This is a genomic window from Roseovarius nitratireducens (assembly GCF_002925845.1).
In the GTDB taxonomy this organism is placed as follows: Bacteria; Pseudomonadota; Alphaproteobacteria; order Rhodobacterales; family Rhodobacteraceae; genus Roseovarius; species Roseovarius nitratireducens.
Genome location: NZ_PDNI01000030.1, coordinates 5,001 through 21,219, shown reverse-complemented (window position 1 = coordinate 21,219; position 16,219 = coordinate 5,001). Strand labels below are relative to the sequence as shown.

Below are 16,219 nucleotides of genomic sequence, written 5' to 3'. Positions count from 1 at the left end.
TGCGATCATTGGCTACGCGAGGAGCGGGAAGTGCGATAGACATCAGGGTATGAGCAGCAGTACTCGCAGCATCTTCCTCTTCGAGCTTGGCGGCGCCGTGTTCATGGTCGTGGTCGGCTCGGCGTTGCACTTCCTGTTCGAGTTTGCCGGGGGATGGCCGCCGCTTGCGCTGATCGCTGCGGTCAACGAGTCGATCTGGGAGCACCTGAAACTCGCCTTCTGGCCAGGGCTGTTCTGGGCCGCCACCGCACCGCTCCCGGCCGGGCTGCGCCGCCGCGACGTGCTGGCGGTGAAGGGGCCTGGATTGCTCATCACGGCGGTCCTGATCGTCGTGGTCTTTACCGCCTATGTCACGATCCTCGGCCACAACGTCCTTGCGCTCGATATCGGCACATTCGTTGCTGCTATCCTGATCGGACAAACCCTGTCCGCCGCTTTGCTGGCCCAGGGTGCGTTTCTACGTGGAATCGTCCTGCGTGCGGGTCTCGGGCTTCTGGGCCTGCAGATACTCGCCTACAGCCTCTTCACCTTCCTTCCGCCGGATCACTGGCTCTTCATCGAGGCAAGCAGCGGATTGCGCGGCATTCCCGCGCCCTGAGGCATACGTCGCGCCAAGTATGCCACCTGAATTTACGGTCAGTCTGCCTTCCTTGAGCAGATCGACGATCCATGGCCCGTGGCTGCCGGTGAGATCGAATACTTTTAGCATGCCAAGGGACGGGCCACGTGTCCGCCGGGGATAGGAATGGCTCGCTTTTTAGGAACACACAGCCCGCCGGATCCCGGCGCGCATACGAAGTCCTAGGGAAATCGAGATTGGGCCATGGGGATGCGATCTGGTGCCATCATCATCCCCGATCCCAAGCTCCCATATGGCACGACTGCGCATTTGCTCATATCGAATCTGGATCGTGCTGTGAGCCGGTGACAATGTTTACATCAGCCGATTTTTCAGACGCCCATGTTTCCCTATGTAAACATCCAGATTCCGTAAAATCAGGCACTTAGATTTGCGTGACCCCTCCAAAGACCCTTTTTTACCTGTAACGCTTGAACAGACGGGGGCAAACAACGGCATATCACCCCGCAGGAAAAAGACGCCCAGAAGCTCACCTGATGCGCGCAAGCAACCCAGATGAACACCGACAGCGAAAAGAACGCGGACAGCATCAGGTGACGCACACAGCCAGGCACAGCGACATGCCCTGCACATACCGAAGATAGACTGGCAACGAGCAGAGAAACAAGCGACAGCGAGAGCGAGCGACAAGACCGGGCCGGGCCGTGTTCGTGCCCGTGACCGCAATGATGTCCGAGAGAGGTCCATGTGGAGAAGGACGGCTAAGGGAGGACCGGGTTCGCGCCCATCCATTCTCGTCCGCCGCACACCGCCCCGGACCTCCCGAAGCCTGAGCACGCTTCTTCACATCTGTGTAATCCGCCGCGAACTTGAACAGCGCGTGAACGTCCGGCGGCAGACTCAAGATTTCTCCCTTGACGGTTAATGGACCGTAGTCCCAAGTTCTCCCATAGGTTTAATCTGCACGAGGGGTCGGGGTGGCATTCAAGTTCGTTCACACGGCGGACATTCACCTGGACTCCCCATTGAAGTCCCTTGCCCTGCGCGATGAGGGACTGGCCGAACTGGTCGGCAATGCGACCCGTGCCACATTTACCCGGATAGTTGATCTTTGCATGGCCGAGGATGTGCAGGCCCTCCTGGTCGCCGGCGACCTTTACGATGGCAGTCAGACCTCGATGAAGACGGCCCGCTTTCTAGCGCAAGAGATGGAACGCTTGGCTGCCGCAGACATTCCGGCATTCGTAATCCGTGGAAACCACGACGCCGCTTCAAGAATCACGCGCGAATTGACGCTGCCAGACAGTGTTACGGTGTTTACCGGGAAGGCCAGCGTCATCGAAACAACTTGGGGCGATCATGCGGTCGCTGTTCACGGCATTTCGTTTCGCGACCCGCACGCCCCCGAGACTCTTCTGGACCGTTTCCAGCCCCCGGTGCAGGGGGCATTCAACATCGGGTTGCTGCATACCTCTCTGGGTGGAGCTCAGGGCCATGACCCATACGCCCCCTGCACATTGTCCGATTTGCAGGCTACCGGGTTCGACTACTGGGCCCTCGGACATATCCACCAGCGCGCAGCTTATCCTGGCACCACGACCGTGGTCATGCCGGGCATTCCGCAAGGGCGCGACATAGGCGAAGCCGGAGCCAAGTCGGTCACGCTTGTTTCGGTAGCCGATGATGATGCTGTCGAAATGGACGAACGGCATCTCGCGGTGGCGCAGTTCGAACGGCTCCCGGTCGAATGCCGTCAACTGTCCGACTGGCGCGAACTTGTAGATGCACTGAGGCAAGCCATTCGCACGGCGCGACGGGAACACAATGGCGAACACCTGATCGTTCGGCCTGTGCTGACCGGAGCGACGTCGCTAGCCTGGAGGGTGGGTCGTGATGTCGACCTGCTGCACGCCGAGGCACAGAACGTCGCCGAACAGATCGGCACGCTTTGGATAGACAAGATCGAGGTCGCGTTAGACACTGGATCCATCGCGTCTCCCGGTGGCGCGGTGGGGGAACTGGCGCGGATCATCAAAGAGGCAAGCCTACCCCCGGATGATCCCATCGTTCAGGACGAAGTAGAGCGACTGCTGAAGCATCTCCCGCGCGAGTTGCGGGGGCTTCTGGGCGAGAGCGAAGAGCAGACCGCCGCCGCTGTCGCCGAGGCGATGCAGCAGGGTGCCATGGAGGTGCTTGCGCGCCTGGAAGAGAATGATGCCTGAGCGATGCGACTGAACCGGCTCGACCTTACCCGCTATGGCAAGTTCACCGACGCGAGCCTTGGCTTTCCTGCCCCTGCGCCGGGCGCCCCCGACCTGCATGTGATTTATGGTGCCAACGAGGCCGGGAAATCCACGCTGCTGGAAGGCTGGCTGGATTTGTTGTTCCAGATCCCCGTGCAAAGTAGAATGGCGTTCATTCACTCCTATCAGACAATGCAGCTGGGGGCTGCGCTGGACATCGACGGCCAGACGCATGATCTCCTCCGGATCAAGAAACGCGACAACTCGCTGCTCGACGGGAGTGGCGCGCCACTGGGCGAGGCGCTGCTGCACGGTGGGCTGCGTGGGCTCGACCGGTCGTCCTATGCGGCGATGTTCTCGCTCAATCGCCAGACTCTGGATGATGGCGGTGAAAGCATACTGGCCAGCAAGGGCGACCTGGGCGAACTGTTGTTCCAGGCCAGCGCCGGGTTGACCGATCTGGCGGCACAGCTGGACGAATTGCGCGCGGACCGCGTAGAACGTCGCACGCAAGCTTGATAGGTCGAAATTCTAGCGCAGCTGGAGGTAACTTCTTGTTCTCTTGCGGGCACCCTATTCGAAAATATTCAGCCCTTGAGGACCGGTCGCTGATGATTTTGGTCGAAATGCGCAACAGCGGGAGCAGTCCTGACCTGTCACGACAACTTATTCGCTGACACTTGCGCTCCGGTCGTTCACCGCACATCCTGAACGGGAAAATCAGGGACGGTCATGAGCATTAACGATATCAAGAACCTCGGGAGTTTCGTCTGGTCGCTCGCGGAACTCCTCAGGGGTGACTTCAAGCAATCGGAATATGGCAAGGTTTCGTGGCGGCTTTTGTTCCCGCGATCCATCAGGGTTGCGACGGTCCACCGTGCCGACCGCATGCTTGGACCCTTAGCGAATGCTGCCGTGTCGCGAGCCGTCACTCACGGCTACTGAGAGATCGGATACCCCCATGTCTTTCTTCGAAAAACCCGTTCTCAACACCCCCTATGCCATGCCAACCCGCCATTGGGAGCTGGATGACGATGGGCGACCGACGGACAGGGTCATCGACTCACGCCGACGCTCAGATCTCATCTCGGCGATGCCACAATCGAAAAGCCGCAAGGGGCTCCAGCAGGATGAGCTGGACCTGAGCACCGAGGGACTGGGCGGCCTTGGCATCGACTTCAACGTCACCGAGTTCGTCAACGAAATCCGGCGCGAGGTGGATGTCTGGCGCTCGCTGCCGAACCCGGCGCAATGGCAGGTTTCGCCCACAACGCAGCGGCTCTTGCAGCACTGGCGCGCCCTGCAAACCGACGAGAGCCAGACCATCCGCCCGTTCTTTTGTCAGCTCGAAGCCGTCGAGGTGGCGATCTGGCTTGCCGAGGTCGCGCCGAAGCTGGGCGCACGCGGCAAGCGGTTCAAGGCCCGTCTGGAGGCGGCGAACGATGCCGCCAATCCGGATCTCTTCCGCATCGCGTTGAAACTGGCTACCGGCGCGGGCAAGACGACCGTCATGGCCATGCTGATCGCTTGGCAGACGCTCAACGCCGTGCGCAGCGCGAACTCCAAGACCTTCACCCGTGGCTTCCTGATCGTCACGCCAGGCATCACGATCCGCGACCGCCTGCGCGTGCTGCTGCCCAACGATGCAGACAATTATTACCGCCGGATCAACCTGGTCCCTGGCGATCTGATGCAGGACATGCAGCGCGCCCAGATCGTGCTGACGAATTATCACGCGTTCAAGCTGCGCGAGAAGGTGCAGCTTGCCAAGGGCACGCGCGCCGCGCTGGAAGGCCATGGCGAGGACCTCGTCACGCTCGAGACCGAAGGACAGATGATCCAGCGCGTCATGCCCGAATTGATGGGGCTGGGCCGGATCATGGTCATCAATGACGAGGCCCACCATTGCTACCGCGAAAGACCGGCCGCCGAGGTTGAAAAGCTCACGGGCGACGACCGCAAGGAGGCCGAGGAAAACCGCGAGGCGGCCCGGCTCTGGATTTCCGGGATCGAGGCCGCCAAGCGCAAACTCGGGCTGCAAGCCGTCTATGACCTATCGGCCACGCCGTTCTTCCTGTCTGGTTCGGGTTGGCCCGAGGGCGTGCTTTTTCCATGGGTGGTTTCCGACTTCTCACTGATGGACGCCATCGAATGCGGTATCGTCAAGCTGCCGCGCGTGCCGGTGGCCGACAACGTGCCGGGACAGCCGGAACCGCTCTATCGCAATCTGTGGAAGGCCATCGGGAAGAAGATGCCCAAGAAGGCCAGGGGAACGCCGCCCGATCCGCAGAAGCTCCCCATCGAGTTGAAATCCGCCATCGACGCGCTCTACGGCCATTACGAGAAGACCTTCAAGCTGTGGCAGGACGAGCGGGTGGGCATTCCGCCGGTCTTCATCGTGGTGTGCAACAACACCGCCAACTCCCAGCTTCTGCGCGACTACATGGCGGGCTATGAGCGCGAGGATGCCGAGGGCAATATCGAAACCGTCCCCGGCAAATGCCCTCTCTTCTCCAACTTCTCGACCGATCTCGAACGGCTGCCGCGCCCGCGCACCGTCCTCATCGACAGCGCCACGCTCGAGGCGGGCGGCGATATCGACAAATCCTTCCGCGATGCCAATGCCGACGAGATCGAGGCATTCCGCCGCGAACAGGCCGAGCGCAACATCGCCAGCGACCTGACCGATGCCGACATCCTGCGCGAGGTGATGAACACCGTGGGCAAGAAGGACCGCCTCGGCGAGCAGGTGCGCTGCGTCGTCTCGGTCTCGATGCTGACCGAGGGATGGGACGCCAACAACGTCACCCATATCCTCGGCCTGCGCGCCTTCGGTACCAAGCTGATCTGCGAGCAGGTCATCGGTCGCGCCCTGCGCCGCCTGTCCTATGACACCGATGAGGACGGCCTGTTCCGCACCGAATATGCCGATATCCTCGGCATCGACGGGCTAAACTTCTCCGACGGGCCGCGCGTCGCCCCGCCGCAGCCGCCGCGCGACGTGGTCAATGTCCGCGCCATCAGCCCAGAGCGCGACGCGCTGGAAATCACCTTCCCCCGCGTGCAGGGCTATACCGCCGATCTGCCCCCCGACCGGCTCACCGCCGATTTCTCGGGGCTGGAGCCTTACGTGCTCACCCCCGAAAAGGTCTCCGCCACCGTCGTCACCATGCAGGGCATCGTCGGTGCGTCAGAGAAACTCACGCTCGACTACCTCAAGGCGCAGCGCCTCTCCACCATCGCCACCCATATCGCCAAGCACATGATCTTCGAGAAGCTGCGTGATGCGAACGAGGCCCCGCGCATGCACCTCTTCCCGGCGGCCAAGCGCATCGTCAACCAATGGCTGACCGAGGGCCACCTCGTCTGCAAGGGCGATACCGTCCCCGCCCAGCTTCTCTACCGCGAACTGGCCGACGAGGTCTGCGACATCATCTTCGGCGCGCTGATCGACCGGCCCGGCGGCGAGAAAATCCTGCGCGCCGTGCTCGATCCCTACAACCCCACCGGCTCCACCTCGGGCGTCAACTTCAACACCTCGAAAGCCACCCGCTACCATCCGCGCCCCGACAAATCCCACATCAACTGGATCATCACCGACAGCGACTGGGAGGATAAACTCGCCGCCCAGATCGAGGATCACCCCCGTGTCCTCGCTTTCGCCAAGAACCACAATCTCGGGCTCGAAATCCCCTACCTGGTGGAGGGCGAGCCGCACACCTACCTGCCCGATTTCCTGATCCGGCTGGACACGCCCGAGCCCACGACCCTCATCATCGAGGTCAAGGGCTACCGCGGCCACGACGCCATGCTCAAGGCCGACACCATCCGCAACAAATGGGTGCCCGCCGTCAACCGTCTGGGCACCTACGGCCACTGGGGCTTTGCCGAACTGCGCTCCGTGCATGATTTCGGCCCGGACCTCGACGCCGCGATCACCGCCATGCTGCAAGGAGAGCCCGCATGAGACGCCTTTCCAGATCACACAGTGTGATCTCGAACAGCGGGGGCGCTGCATGACGCAGGACGATCCGCTAGACCATCCCGGCGTGCTCATGTTCGAGGGCGCGCCGGTCCTGCTCGACACATGGGTCGCCCGCGCCTTCGAGGAAGACGTGCGTGTGATCAATCAGGCCGTTTCGCGCAACCCCGAGAAATTCGATGATCGTCACGCCTTTCGCCTGAGCAAGCAACAGCGCGACTTTCTCAGATCACAGGGCGTGATCCCGAAGCCGAAAGGGCGCGGCGGATCGCAGATGCCGCCGATGGTCTACACACAAAAGGGCGTTGCCCGGCTGGCCACGGTTCTGAAATCGCCCAAGGCACTCGAGGCGACAGACCTCATCATCGACCTGTTCACCGAGGTCTATGTCCAGATCGCACAAGGCCGCAACAACGTGCAGATCGCCAATCCCGGTCGCCTGCTGCCAAAGGCCGATATCGCGGCCCGGATCACCCAGCTAAAATCCCGCCTCCTCGATCAGATCGACACCCTCATGCAGACAGAGATCGACCCGGGCGGGCGCACCGTGCGCGATGAAATCTCCTCGCTCGGGGCCACGCTCTACGACGATCTCAAGGCGCGGCTGCGGCGCAAGGGGCTCGAGAATGAAAAGCTGGAGGCCGAAATCCTCAAACTTCTCGAAGAGGTCCAGAGCCTGCGTCAGGATCGCGCCGTCAAGGCCCGCAAATCGGAACTGGAGCATGAGGCGATGGCGCTGGAAAACCTGCGCAACCGCATCGCACTGGTGCGCGACACGCTCCAGCTGCTCGACGAGATGGAGCCGAACGCCCTTGTGACACTCAATCAGAAGTTCCTGACCGGCACGCAAGACGTGCTGCGCCTGCCGGACACCAAGGAGACCGACCAATGACCGACAAACGCACCCCCGTCGTCCCAAAGGGGCGCACCCCGATCGACCCCATCACCCACCCCGACGACCGCGTGAACATTCCCACGCCGGAACTCGCCCCGATGATGGACCCGTCTGACGCCGCCCCGATCCGCACCGCCTATGCGCGGCGCAACCCCGATCTCGATCCGCAACTGATCTGGCGGGGCAAGGATATCGACGCCACCCACGTCACCGCCGACGCGCCCCCCATCTACCTGCAGGAACAGGTGCACCCCAAGGCGATCATCGAGGATCTGCGCCGCGGCGGGCAGCGCAATGGCGAGGGCGCGGGCGCGGATCTCTTCGATCATTTCGGGGTGACGGACGAGGATGCCGAGGCCGAGGTGGAGTTCTACCGCCACGCCACCCGCTGGTCGAACCGGATGATCCTGGGCGACGGGCTACAGGTGATGGCCTCATTGGCCGAGCGCGAGGGGCTAAAGGGGAGCGTGCAGGCGATCTATATCGACCCGCCCTACGGTAAGGGCTAGTCTGAAACAATGAGACAGATATACTGTGCCGTAACTGACAACGATTGGTTCGACTTCCTCAGGGTCAGGCCTGACTTGCCGGAAATCAACTTTTGGAAACCGACACCCCAAACCTTCAAAGCGGTTGGGGAAGGTGGGATTTTCGCTTTCAAGCTCAAGGCCCCGCGCAGCAAGATCGCCGGTTTCGGCGTTCTGACGGTAAGCGCCGACGCGCAGTTGTATCATGCATGGCAAGCCTTCGGAGAGGGAAACGGAGTGCCCGATCTCGCGACTTTCGTAAGAAAAATCGCGACGATCCGAAAGAATCCGGACGTGAACGAGTATTCGTTCATAGGCGTGCGGGTTCTGGTTCATCAGGTCTTTTTTCCCGAAAATCTTTGGTTTGATCCGCCGTCAGACTGGGCAGACAACATCGTAACCGGCAAGACTTACTCAACAGACACTCAGGCAGGCGCCCACCTCTTGAACGAACTTGAAACTCGTGCCGGAGGATTTCCCGAAGCGGTCGCCCCGCGCTATGACTTTCCGGGTCTCATGACGACACCGCAAGGCGGGTACGGTCTGCCCATTCCAATCAAGCCCCGCATTGGCCAAGGCACCTTTCGGATCAATGTGACACGCGCTTACCAGAACGAATGTGCGATTTCCGGCACGCGCGTAGCACCGGCTCTGGACGCTGCCCACATCAAGCCATTTTCCGAAGGCGGGGATCATTCCATACAGAACGGAATATTATTGCGCAAAGACATCCACAGCGTTTTTGATGCCGGGTTCGCCACCTTTGATGAGGCGGGCCGATTTATAGTCAGCCCGCAAGTGAAGACAATTTTTAACAATGGGCACGAGTACCGAAAGTTGCACGGCAAGGAAATGCGAAAGCCGGACAATGAACTTTGGCAGCCGTCAAAAGAGTTCCTGACGTGGCACCGTGAACAACGCTTCATCGGCTAATCCCACCTGCGGCTCCGGCACCACCGCTTACGTGGCCGAGCAATGGGGCCGCCGCTGGATCACAATCGACACCTCGCGCGTGGCCCTCGTCCTCGCCCGCGCCCGCATCATGGGCGCCAAATACCCCTGGTATCTGCTCAAGGATTCCGAGGAAGGGCAGCGCAAAGAGGCCGAGGTCACGCGCAGCAGCCCCGCCACCCACGCCACCTATGACGACATCCGCCACGGCTTCGTCTACGCCCGCGTGCCGCATATCACGCTCAAGAGCATCGCCAACAACACCGAGATCGACGAGATCTGGGAGGCAAGGCAACCCTCCGTCGAGGCCGCCCTCGCCGCGCTCAACACCGCCCTCGCCGGGCACCCCGTGCCATACGAGGTCACGAGCGGCGGGCGCAAGGGGCAGGTCATCGACTTCACCGCCCGCGGAGAGGTCGAATTGCCAAGCGGAGAGATGGCCCCGGCGAACGGTTTCATGGAATGGGAGGTCCCGCGCGAAGCCCCCGACGCCACCGACGCGATACCGACGCAATACCGACAGAATACCGACGTGCCAAAATGGCCCGACGCGGCGGTTGAGGCCCTCGCCCAATTCTGGCAGGCGCGCATCGACCGGCAGCGCGAAATCGACGCCTCCATCGCCGCCAAGGCCGATCACGAATACCTCTATGACAAGCCTTTTGAGGACAAGAAACGCATCCGCGTCGCCGGGCCGTTTACCGTCGAGAGCCTCTCGCCCCACCGAACCCAAGCCGTTGATGAATATGGAGAATTGATCGACGAACACGACGCCGCCCACGGCAATCGCGACCCCGGTGCACAAGAGGCCGCGAATTACCGCGAGGCGATGCTGGAGAACCTCTCCAAGGCCGGCGTGCAGCAATCGGGGCGCGAAGACGCCATCGTTTTCAACAGCTTGACCCCCTGGCCCGGCGAATGGATCAGCGCCGAAGGCCGCTACATGGAAGGCGAGGCCGAGCGCCGCGCCGCCATCTTCATCGGCCCCGAATACGGCACCGTCCAACGCGCCGACCTCGTCGCCTGCGCCCGCGAGGCGGCCGATGCAGGCTTCGACATCGTCATCGCCTGCGCCTTCAATTTCGACGCCCATACGGCAGAGTTCCGCAAGCTCGGCCGGGTCCCCATCCTCCAAGCCCGCATGAACCCCGACCTCCACATGGCCAGCGACCTGAAGGCGGGCGGCGGCAACCTCTTCGTGGTCTTCGGCGAGCCCGATATCGAGCTGCGCGAAGAGGGCGGCATGTATCGTATCCAACTGAAAGGCGTGGATATTTTCCGCCCCGCCACCGGCGAAGTGGTGGCCTCGGAACCCGATGACATCGCCTGCTGGTTCATCGACACCGACTACAACGAGGAGTCATTCTTCGTCCGCCACGCCTATTTCCCGGGTGCCGAAGTGCCGTATAAACAGCTCAAGACGACCCTGAAAGGCGAGATCGATCAGGAGGCATGGGACAGCCTGAAACGGACGGTGTCGCGCCCGTTTGCGCGTCCGAAATCAGGGCGGATCGCGGTGAAGGTGATCAACCATTTGGGAGATGAAGTGATGAAGGTGATGGGGGTTTAGCGCATGAGCGGTGGTGGCTATCGCGGCGGATCTACAGTGTTTCGCGCGGGCAAGGGCTCGAAGAGTTCTCCCAAAGGCCGAAGTGATCGGATCGAAGACGTCATTGACGACCGTAGGGCGGGAGTGAAACCTGGGGGCAAAAGGAAAAAGAAAAAGGCGGCTTTTGGCGACGACGCGCCAGGTTTGCATGTGTTGTCAACCGAAGAGCGTCGAAAGGTTATGCAAAAGGTTTCCCGCTCGCGGCAACAGTCAAAGGACCGTGAACGCGCACGGCTGAAAGACGAGGAGGAGAAGCGCCGGACAGCATTTGCCAACTTAGTTAAATCCATGAAAGAGCGCAGTGAGCCTTGACCTTCCGCATCGCCGACAGCCTCTCCCGGCTCACCGCGCTGTCGCCGTGCTGGCGCTCGATCAGGATATCGTCCCGCTTGAGGAGCGTCTGATATCCGCGACCGACGAGGCGCGGCTCGATGAGATCATGAATACAGAAAGACATCTGCTTTACGTTGCCGCGTCCCGGGCTCGCGATCACCTGTGGATGTCTGGTGTGACACCTGTATCAGAATTCTTGGCGGACGTTCTTTAGTTAAAATCCCACTTAAATCCCACTTAAATCCCACTTATCGGCTCGATCAGCGCCTCTCCTTCATCCCTGATCCCGAACCGCGCAACCGCGTGATGCTTGACGCGGTAGCCTTCACCAAGATCGGTCCGGTCGGACCCTGACAGCCAGTCTTCGCGCTCAGCGCTGTCGAGGATCACCGGCATGCGGTCATGGATCGGGATTACGGTGTCATTCGCCGCACGCGTCAGGATCGCGCTGGTGCGCAGATCGTTCCAGACCGACAGGAGGCCCGCGAACCACAGTGTCTCCTCGTTGCCGACGCTGGAGAAGAAATGCGGCTGCTTGGGGCTCTTGGTGCCGGTCCACTCGTAATAGCCGCCAGCAGGGATCAGGCAGCGGCCATAGCGCCATGCCCCGCGAAAACTGGGCTTGGTCGCCGCATCCTCAATCCGGGCGTTGATCGTGCTGGCGCGCCAGTCCTTCAGATCGCCCTTGTGCCAGCTCGGGATCAGGCCCCATCGCGCACAGGTCAGCTCCTGGCCCACGAGCACATAGACCTCCTGCGTCGGCTTGATGTTGAACCGGCGCGGGAAGGGCGTGACCTTGAGCTCGGAGAACTCGAACTCGGTGCCGCGCAGGTTGGGGTCTATGAAACGTCCGCACATAGCCAGACGATGAAGGGTCCTGTGCCGATTCTACAAGCTGCAGTGATGGTGAGGGTGGGGTGTGCTGTCCTGTTTATACCGTTCTGAAGGTCAGGCGTTGCAACCTTTCTGCCCTGATCGACTCGTCGATGTGAAAAGAGCCGAAGATGAGACATATCCGTGATCCGGAAAAGTGTTCCGGAGGCGGAAACCGGTTCCCGCGTAACTCATTGAAAAATATGGATTTAGAAGCTCTGGCTGGGGTGGTAGGATTCGAACCTACGGTACACGGTACCAAAAACCGCTGCCTTACCACTTGGCTACACCCCAGCGTGCTGCGGTCATTACTCCGGCGGTTTGGCCGGATCAAGAGCGCAGCGGAAAAAAATGTGAGCGCCATGTGCGGGCCGCGACGATACGTCGGCTCAGGCCGTCTACTCGACGATTTCCTGGGCGCCCACGCCCCACAGCGTGGTCTTTTGCGCCCAGCCGTCATGCCCCCCGGTCGAGAGCGCGCACCACTCGGGGCCGCATTCCGAGAGCCGCGCGATCACCCCGGCCTCAAGCCGCGCGGTGACCATCGAGCCGGGGTCGGGGCGTGCGCGCATGTCCAGCAGGTCCTGCGCGACGAGGACCGTGCGTACCCCCGACAGCAGCGAGTAATGCACCCATCCGCCGGCCCCGTCGACATCTTCGACACGCCGCCAGTGGCCGAACTCGGCGGTGATGCGCAAGGGCATGCCGCGGCGCTTGTAGACCCAGTCGATGCGGTGGGTGAGGCTGGGGCCGCGCCGGACATTGGCCTTGGATGCCTTGAGTGAGACGTAGCGCGGCATCGGCAGCCCGGTCACGGGCCCGCGCTCCTGTGCGGCACCTGCGCCCGCGCCGAGGGCCGCGACGAGAAGGGCCATGACAAGCCGCCGCATGTTTGCTCTCCGATTTCTGCGCGGTCCGCTGGCAAGGGTTCTTGTGCCCCGCCTTATCCTGCGCCACTCTGCCAGCACCGCGCGGGAAAGAAAAGCCGGAGGAGGGCCGCCATGCCGTCAGAAACCCTGAGTGTTGTCGTTACGCGACGCCTGCCCGAGCCGGTCGAGCGGCGGATGCAGGAGCTGTTCGATGTGCGGCTGCGCGAAGACGACACGCCGATGAGCCGCGAGGAGCTGGCGGCGGCGATGCAGGAGGCGGATGTACTGGTGCCGGTCATCACCGACCGGATCGACGCGGGCATGATCGGGCAAGCGGGTGAACGGCTCAAGCTCATTGCCAATTATGGCGCGGGCGTCGATCACATCGACGTCGAGACGGCGCGGCAGCGCGGCATCCTCGTCTCGAACACGCCTGGCGTGCTGACCGACGACACCGCCGACATGACCATGGCGCTCATGCTCGCGGTGACGCGCCGCCTGCCCGAGGGGCTGGCGGTGATGCAGACGGGTGACTGGCGCGGCTGGTCGCCGACGGCGTTCCTGGGCGGGCGCATCGCAGGTCGGCGGCTGGGGATTCTCGGCATGGGGCGGATCGGGCAGGCGGTGGCGCATCGCGCCGCTGCCTTCGGGATGCAGGTGCATTACCACAACCGTCGCCGCCTGCGCCCCGAGATCGAGGAGGAATGCGGTGCGACCTACTGGGAGAGCCTCGACCAGATGGTGGCGCGCATGGACGTGCTGAGCATCAACTGCCCGCACACACCCTCGACCTTTCACCTGATGAACGCCCGGCGGCTCAAGCTGATGAAGCCTGGCGCCGTGATCGTGAATACCAGCCGCGGCGAGGTGATCGACGAGAACGCGCTGACCCGGATGCTGCGCGCCGGAGAGATCGCAGGCGCCGGTCTGGACGTCTACGAGCGCGGAGCCGACATCAACCCGCGCCTGCGCGAGTTGCCAAATGTGGTGCTGTTGCCGCACATGGGGTCGGCCACGCGCGAGGCGCGGGTCGAGATGGGCGAGAAGGTCATCATCAACATCAAGACCTTCGAGGACGGCCACCGCCCGCCCGACCAGGTCGTGCCAGCGATGCTCTGAGCGGCGGTGGATTTCGCGATATTCCTTGCCACCGCGCCGGGGCTGGAGGCGGCGCTCGCCGAGGAGGTCGCGGCACTGGGCCTCGGCCCGGCACGGGCCATGCCCGGCGGTGTCGAGATCACTGGTGGCTGGCCCGAGGTCTGGCGCGCGAACCTCACGGTTCGCGGCGCGAACCGTGTGCTTGCCCGTATAGGCGAATTCCGTGCGATGCACCTCGCGCAGCTCGACAAACGGGCGCGGAAATTCGACTGGGGATCGGTGCTGCGCCCCGACGTGCCGGTCAAGGTCGAGGCCACCTGCCGCCGCTCGAAAATCTACCACGCCGGGGCCGCGTCGCAGCGAATCGCGCGCGCGATCACCGAGACCTTCGGCGCGCCGGAGGGGGGCGAGGGGGCCGTCCGGGTCATGGCCCGGATCGATGACGACCTCGTGAGTCTGAGCGTCGATACCTCGGGCGAGCCACTGCACCGGCGCGGCCACAAGCTGGCCACCGGCAAGGCCCCCTTGCGCGAGACGCTGGCGGCGCTGTTCCTGCGGCAATGCGGCTATGACGGGACCGAGCCGGTGCTCGATCCGATGTGCGGCTCGGGCACCTTTCCGATCGAAGCGGCGGAGATCGCGGCGGGGCTCGCGCCGGGGCGCGACCGGCGATTTGCCTTCGAGGACCTGGCAACGTTCGACGCGCCCGCGTGGCAGGCGATGCGCGGCGGCATTGCGCCCTGCGAGACGGGCGTGCGATTCGCCGGTTTCGACCGCGACGCAGGCGCGGTGCGCATGGCGGCTGAGAATGCCGCGCGCGCGGGCGTGGCGGGGCTTGTGTCCTTCGCGTGCCAGCCGGTCTCGGCGCTTTCCCGCCCCGCGGGGCCGCCGGGCCTCGTGATGGTCAACCCGCCCTACGGCGCGCGCATCGGCAACCGCAAGCTGCTGTTCGGTCTCTATGGCAGCCTTGGCGAGGTCTTGCGCCGCGAGATGCGCGGCTGGCGCGTGGGGCTGGTCACGAGCGATGGCGGGCTGGCCCGCGCGACCGGGTTGCCGTTCTTGCCTCCGGGTCCGCCGGTGGCGCATGGTGGGCTCAAGGTGACGCTGTGGCGCACCGACCCGTTGTGACGAAAGGAGACGGCGATGCGCACGATCCTTGCAACCCTTCTCTGCCTCGCGCTGCCCGTGGCGGCGCAACAGGCCGCCGACACGGTCGCGCCCGAGGGCGCGGGGGCCGGGGCGCTGCACGTGCCGGCCATGCTGCATGGCGCGGCAGAGGCCAAGGCGGCGGGCCGCCCGGCGGTGGCCGAGGACTGGATGATCGCCGCTGCGCACCCGCTCGCGGTCGAGGCCGGGGCAAAAGTGCTCTCGCTGGGCGGCACGGCGGCGGATGCGATGGTGGCGGCGCAGGCGGTGCTGGGGCTGGTCGAGCCGCAAAGCTCTGGCCTCGGCGGCGGTGCGTTCCTCGTCTGGCATGACGGGGCCACCGGCGATATCACCACGCTGGACGGGCGCGAGACCGCGCCGCTCGCTGCCACGCCAACGCTCTTTCAGGACGAGGACGGCCAGCCGCTCGGCTTTTTCGAGGCGGTGGTGGGCGGGCGCTCGGTGGGCGTGCCGGGGACGCCCGCGCTGATGGCAGAGGCGCATGGCCGCTGGGGCCGCGCGGACTGGGCGGGGCTCTTCGACGATGCGATCCGGCTGGCGGAGAAGGGGTTCTCGGTCAGCCCCCGGCTGGCGGGACTGGTGGCGCGCGATGCCGACCGGTTGTCGCGCTTTGACACCACCCGCGCCTATTTCTTCCCCGGCGGCACGCCGCTGCGCGAGGGCGACAGCCTGCGCAACCCGGCCTATGCCGACACGCTGCGCATACTGGCGACGGAGGGGCCGGAGCCGTTCTATACCGGGGCCATCGCCGAGGACATTGCGGCGGCAGTGCAGGGGGCGAAGGGCAATCCCGGACAGTTGAGTGCGACCGATCTCGCCATCTACCAGGTGCGCGAGCGCGACGCGGCCTGCGTGCCCTATCGTGGCTACGATGTCTGCGGCATGGGGCCGCCCTCCTCGGGCGGCGTCACCGTGGGGCAGATACTCGGCCTGCTCGCCCCGTTCGACCTCGCCGCGCTCGGTCCCGATAGCCCGGAGGCGTGGCGGCTCATCGGCGATGCCAGCCGCCTCGCCTTCGCCGACCGGGGGCGTTACCTCGCCGACAGCGATTTCGTGCCGGTGCCGGTGCGCGGCCTGCTCGATCCCGGCTAC

15 protein-coding genes and 1 tRNA gene (1 of these 16 running past the window's edge) are annotated in these 16,219 nt (G+C 63.6%); 13 read left to right on the top strand and 3 right to left on the bottom strand.

Features of this window, described 5'->3' with window-relative positions; translation table 11 throughout:
• Positions 1 to 49: 49 nt before the first annotated feature.
• The 10 genes from CRJ03_RS05795 (at position 50) to CRJ03_RS20090 (ending at position 11,334) form a co-directional block, all read left to right on the top strand.
• Positions 50 to 598 carry a DUF6512 family protein gene (locus tag CRJ03_RS05795; protein WP_104017960.1) on the top strand — a complete coding sequence of 183 codons (549 nt, stop codon included), beginning with the start codon at positions 50 to 52 and terminating at the stop codon, positions 596 to 598.
• A gap of 959 nt (positions 599 to 1,557) precedes the next feature.
• A complete protein-coding gene (locus tag CRJ03_RS05790; RefSeq protein WP_104017959.1) occupies positions 1,558 to 2,802 on the top strand; it encodes a metallophosphoesterase family protein in 1,245 nt (414 codons plus the stop codon).
• 3 nt (positions 2,803 to 2,805) lie between these two features.
• Complete coding sequence (locus CRJ03_RS05785) at positions 2,806 to 3,342, top strand: ATP-binding protein (RefSeq protein WP_104017958.1); 537 nt, start codon at positions 2,806 to 2,808, stop codon at positions 3,340 to 3,342.
• A gap of 442 nt (positions 3,343 to 3,784) precedes the next feature.
• Positions 3,785 to 6,790 (top strand): BPTD_3080 family restriction endonuclease, encoded by a 3,006-nt coding sequence (locus CRJ03_RS05775; RefSeq protein WP_369126386.1) that lies wholly within the window; start codon positions 3,785 to 3,787, stop codon positions 6,788 to 6,790.
• Positions 6,791 to 6,839: 49 nt separating this feature from the next.
• A complete protein-coding gene (locus CRJ03_RS05770) occupies positions 6,840 to 7,697 on the top strand; it encodes an ORF6N domain-containing protein (RefSeq protein WP_165375255.1) in 858 nt (285 codons plus the stop codon).
• Positions 7,694 to 8,209, top strand: coding sequence for a hypothetical protein (locus CRJ03_RS05765; protein WP_206018315.1), 516 nt, complete (start codon positions 7,694 to 7,696; stop codon positions 8,207 to 8,209). Before CRJ03_RS05770 ends, CRJ03_RS05765 begins: the two co-directional genes overlap by 4 nt.
• Positions 8,210 to 8,218: 9 nt before the next feature.
• A complete protein-coding gene (locus CRJ03_RS05760; RefSeq protein WP_104017955.1) occupies positions 8,219 to 9,160 on the top strand; it encodes an HNH endonuclease in 942 nt (313 codons plus the stop codon).
• A complete protein-coding gene (locus CRJ03_RS05755) occupies positions 9,138 to 10,748 on the top strand; it encodes a hypothetical protein (RefSeq protein WP_206018314.1) in 1,611 nt (536 codons plus the stop codon). The genes CRJ03_RS05760 and CRJ03_RS05755 overlap by 23 nt, the downstream gene beginning before the upstream one ends.
• Positions 10,749 to 10,751: 3 nt before the next feature.
• Entirely contained in the window at positions 10,752 to 11,099 is a 348-nt protein-coding gene (locus tag CRJ03_RS19635) for a hypothetical protein (RefSeq protein WP_129590250.1), read from the top strand.
• 46 nt (positions 11,100 to 11,145) lie between these two features.
• Positions 11,146 to 11,334 carry a hypothetical protein gene (locus CRJ03_RS20090; RefSeq protein ID WP_206018313.1) on the top strand — a complete coding sequence of 63 codons (189 nt, stop codon included), beginning with the start codon at positions 11,146 to 11,148 and terminating at the stop codon, positions 11,332 to 11,334.
• A gap of 23 nt (positions 11,335 to 11,357) precedes the next feature.
• Here CRJ03_RS20090 and CRJ03_RS05745 read toward each other — a convergent pair whose 3' ends face one another.
• The 3 genes from CRJ03_RS05745 to CRJ03_RS05735 form a co-directional block, all read right to left on the bottom strand.
• Positions 11,358 to 11,978 carry an SOS response-associated peptidase gene (locus CRJ03_RS05745; RefSeq protein ID WP_104017954.1) on the bottom strand — a complete coding sequence of 207 codons (621 nt, stop codon included), beginning with the start codon at positions 11,976 to 11,978 and terminating at the stop codon, positions 11,358 to 11,360.
• A gap of 234 nt (positions 11,979 to 12,212) precedes the next feature.
• Positions 12,213 to 12,287, bottom strand: a tRNA-Gln gene (locus tag CRJ03_RS05740).
• Between the two features lie 104 nt (positions 12,288 to 12,391).
• Positions 12,392 to 12,883 (bottom strand): SH3 domain-containing protein, encoded by a 492-nt coding sequence (locus tag CRJ03_RS05735; RefSeq protein WP_104017953.1) that lies wholly within the window; start codon positions 12,881 to 12,883, stop codon positions 12,392 to 12,394.
• Positions 12,884 to 12,994: 111 nt separating this feature from the next.
• On the opposite strand from CRJ03_RS05735, the gene CRJ03_RS05730 reads away from it, so the two are divergent.
• The 3 genes in view from CRJ03_RS05730 to ggt are tightly spaced (at most 15 nt apart) and all read left to right on the top strand, a layout consistent with a single transcriptional unit that may run on beyond the window.
• Positions 12,995 to 13,981 (top strand): 2-hydroxyacid dehydrogenase, encoded by a 987-nt coding sequence (locus CRJ03_RS05730; RefSeq protein WP_104017952.1) that lies wholly within the window; start codon positions 12,995 to 12,997, stop codon positions 13,979 to 13,981.
• A 6-nt stretch (positions 13,982 to 13,987) separates the two neighbouring features.
• A complete protein-coding gene (locus tag CRJ03_RS05725; protein ID WP_240611571.1) occupies positions 13,988 to 15,088 on the top strand; it encodes a THUMP domain-containing class I SAM-dependent RNA methyltransferase in 1,101 nt (366 codons plus the stop codon).
• A 15-nt stretch (positions 15,089 to 15,103) separates the two neighbouring features.
• Positions 15,104 to 16,219, top strand: the 5' portion of a protein-coding gene (ggt, locus tag CRJ03_RS05720) for a gamma-glutamyltransferase (RefSeq protein WP_104017951.1). The gene runs 654 nt beyond the window's last position; only the first 1,116 of its 1,770 coding nucleotides appear in the window; the start codon lies at positions 15,104 to 15,106; the stop codon falls past the right edge of the window.

Coding starts and splice junctions, on each gene's coding strand:
- CRJ03_RS05795 (WP_104017960.1), top strand. CDS start 50: ATGAGCAGCAGTACTCGCAGCATCTTCCTCTTCGAGCTTGGCGGCGCC.
- CRJ03_RS05785 (WP_104017958.1), top strand. CDS start 2,806: ATGCGACTGAACCGGCTCGACCTTACCCGCTATGGCAAGTTCACCGAC.
- CRJ03_RS05775 (WP_369126386.1), top strand. CDS start 3,785: ATGTCTTTCTTCGAAAAACCCGTTCTCAACACCCCCTATGCCATGCCA.
- CRJ03_RS05770 (WP_165375255.1), top strand. CDS start 6,840: ATGACGCAGGACGATCCGCTAGACCATCCCGGCGTGCTCATGTTCGAG.
- CRJ03_RS05765 (WP_206018315.1), top strand. CDS start 7,694: ATGACCGACAAACGCACCCCCGTCGTCCCAAAGGGGCGCACCCCGATC.
- CRJ03_RS05760 (WP_104017955.1), top strand. CDS start 8,219: ATGAGACAGATATACTGTGCCGTAACTGACAACGATTGGTTCGACTTC.
- CRJ03_RS19635 (WP_129590250.1), top strand. CDS start 10,752: ATGAGCGGTGGTGGCTATCGCGGCGGATCTACAGTGTTTCGCGCGGGC.
- CRJ03_RS05745 (WP_104017954.1), bottom strand. CDS start 11,978: ATGTGCGGACGTTTCATAGACCCCAACCTGCGCGGCACCGAGTTCGAG.
- CRJ03_RS05735 (WP_104017953.1), bottom strand. CDS start 12,883: ATGCGGCGGCTTGTCATGGCCCTTCTCGTCGCGGCCCTCGGCGCGGGC.
- CRJ03_RS05730 (WP_104017952.1), top strand. CDS start 12,995: ATGCCGTCAGAAACCCTGAGTGTTGTCGTTACGCGACGCCTGCCCGAG.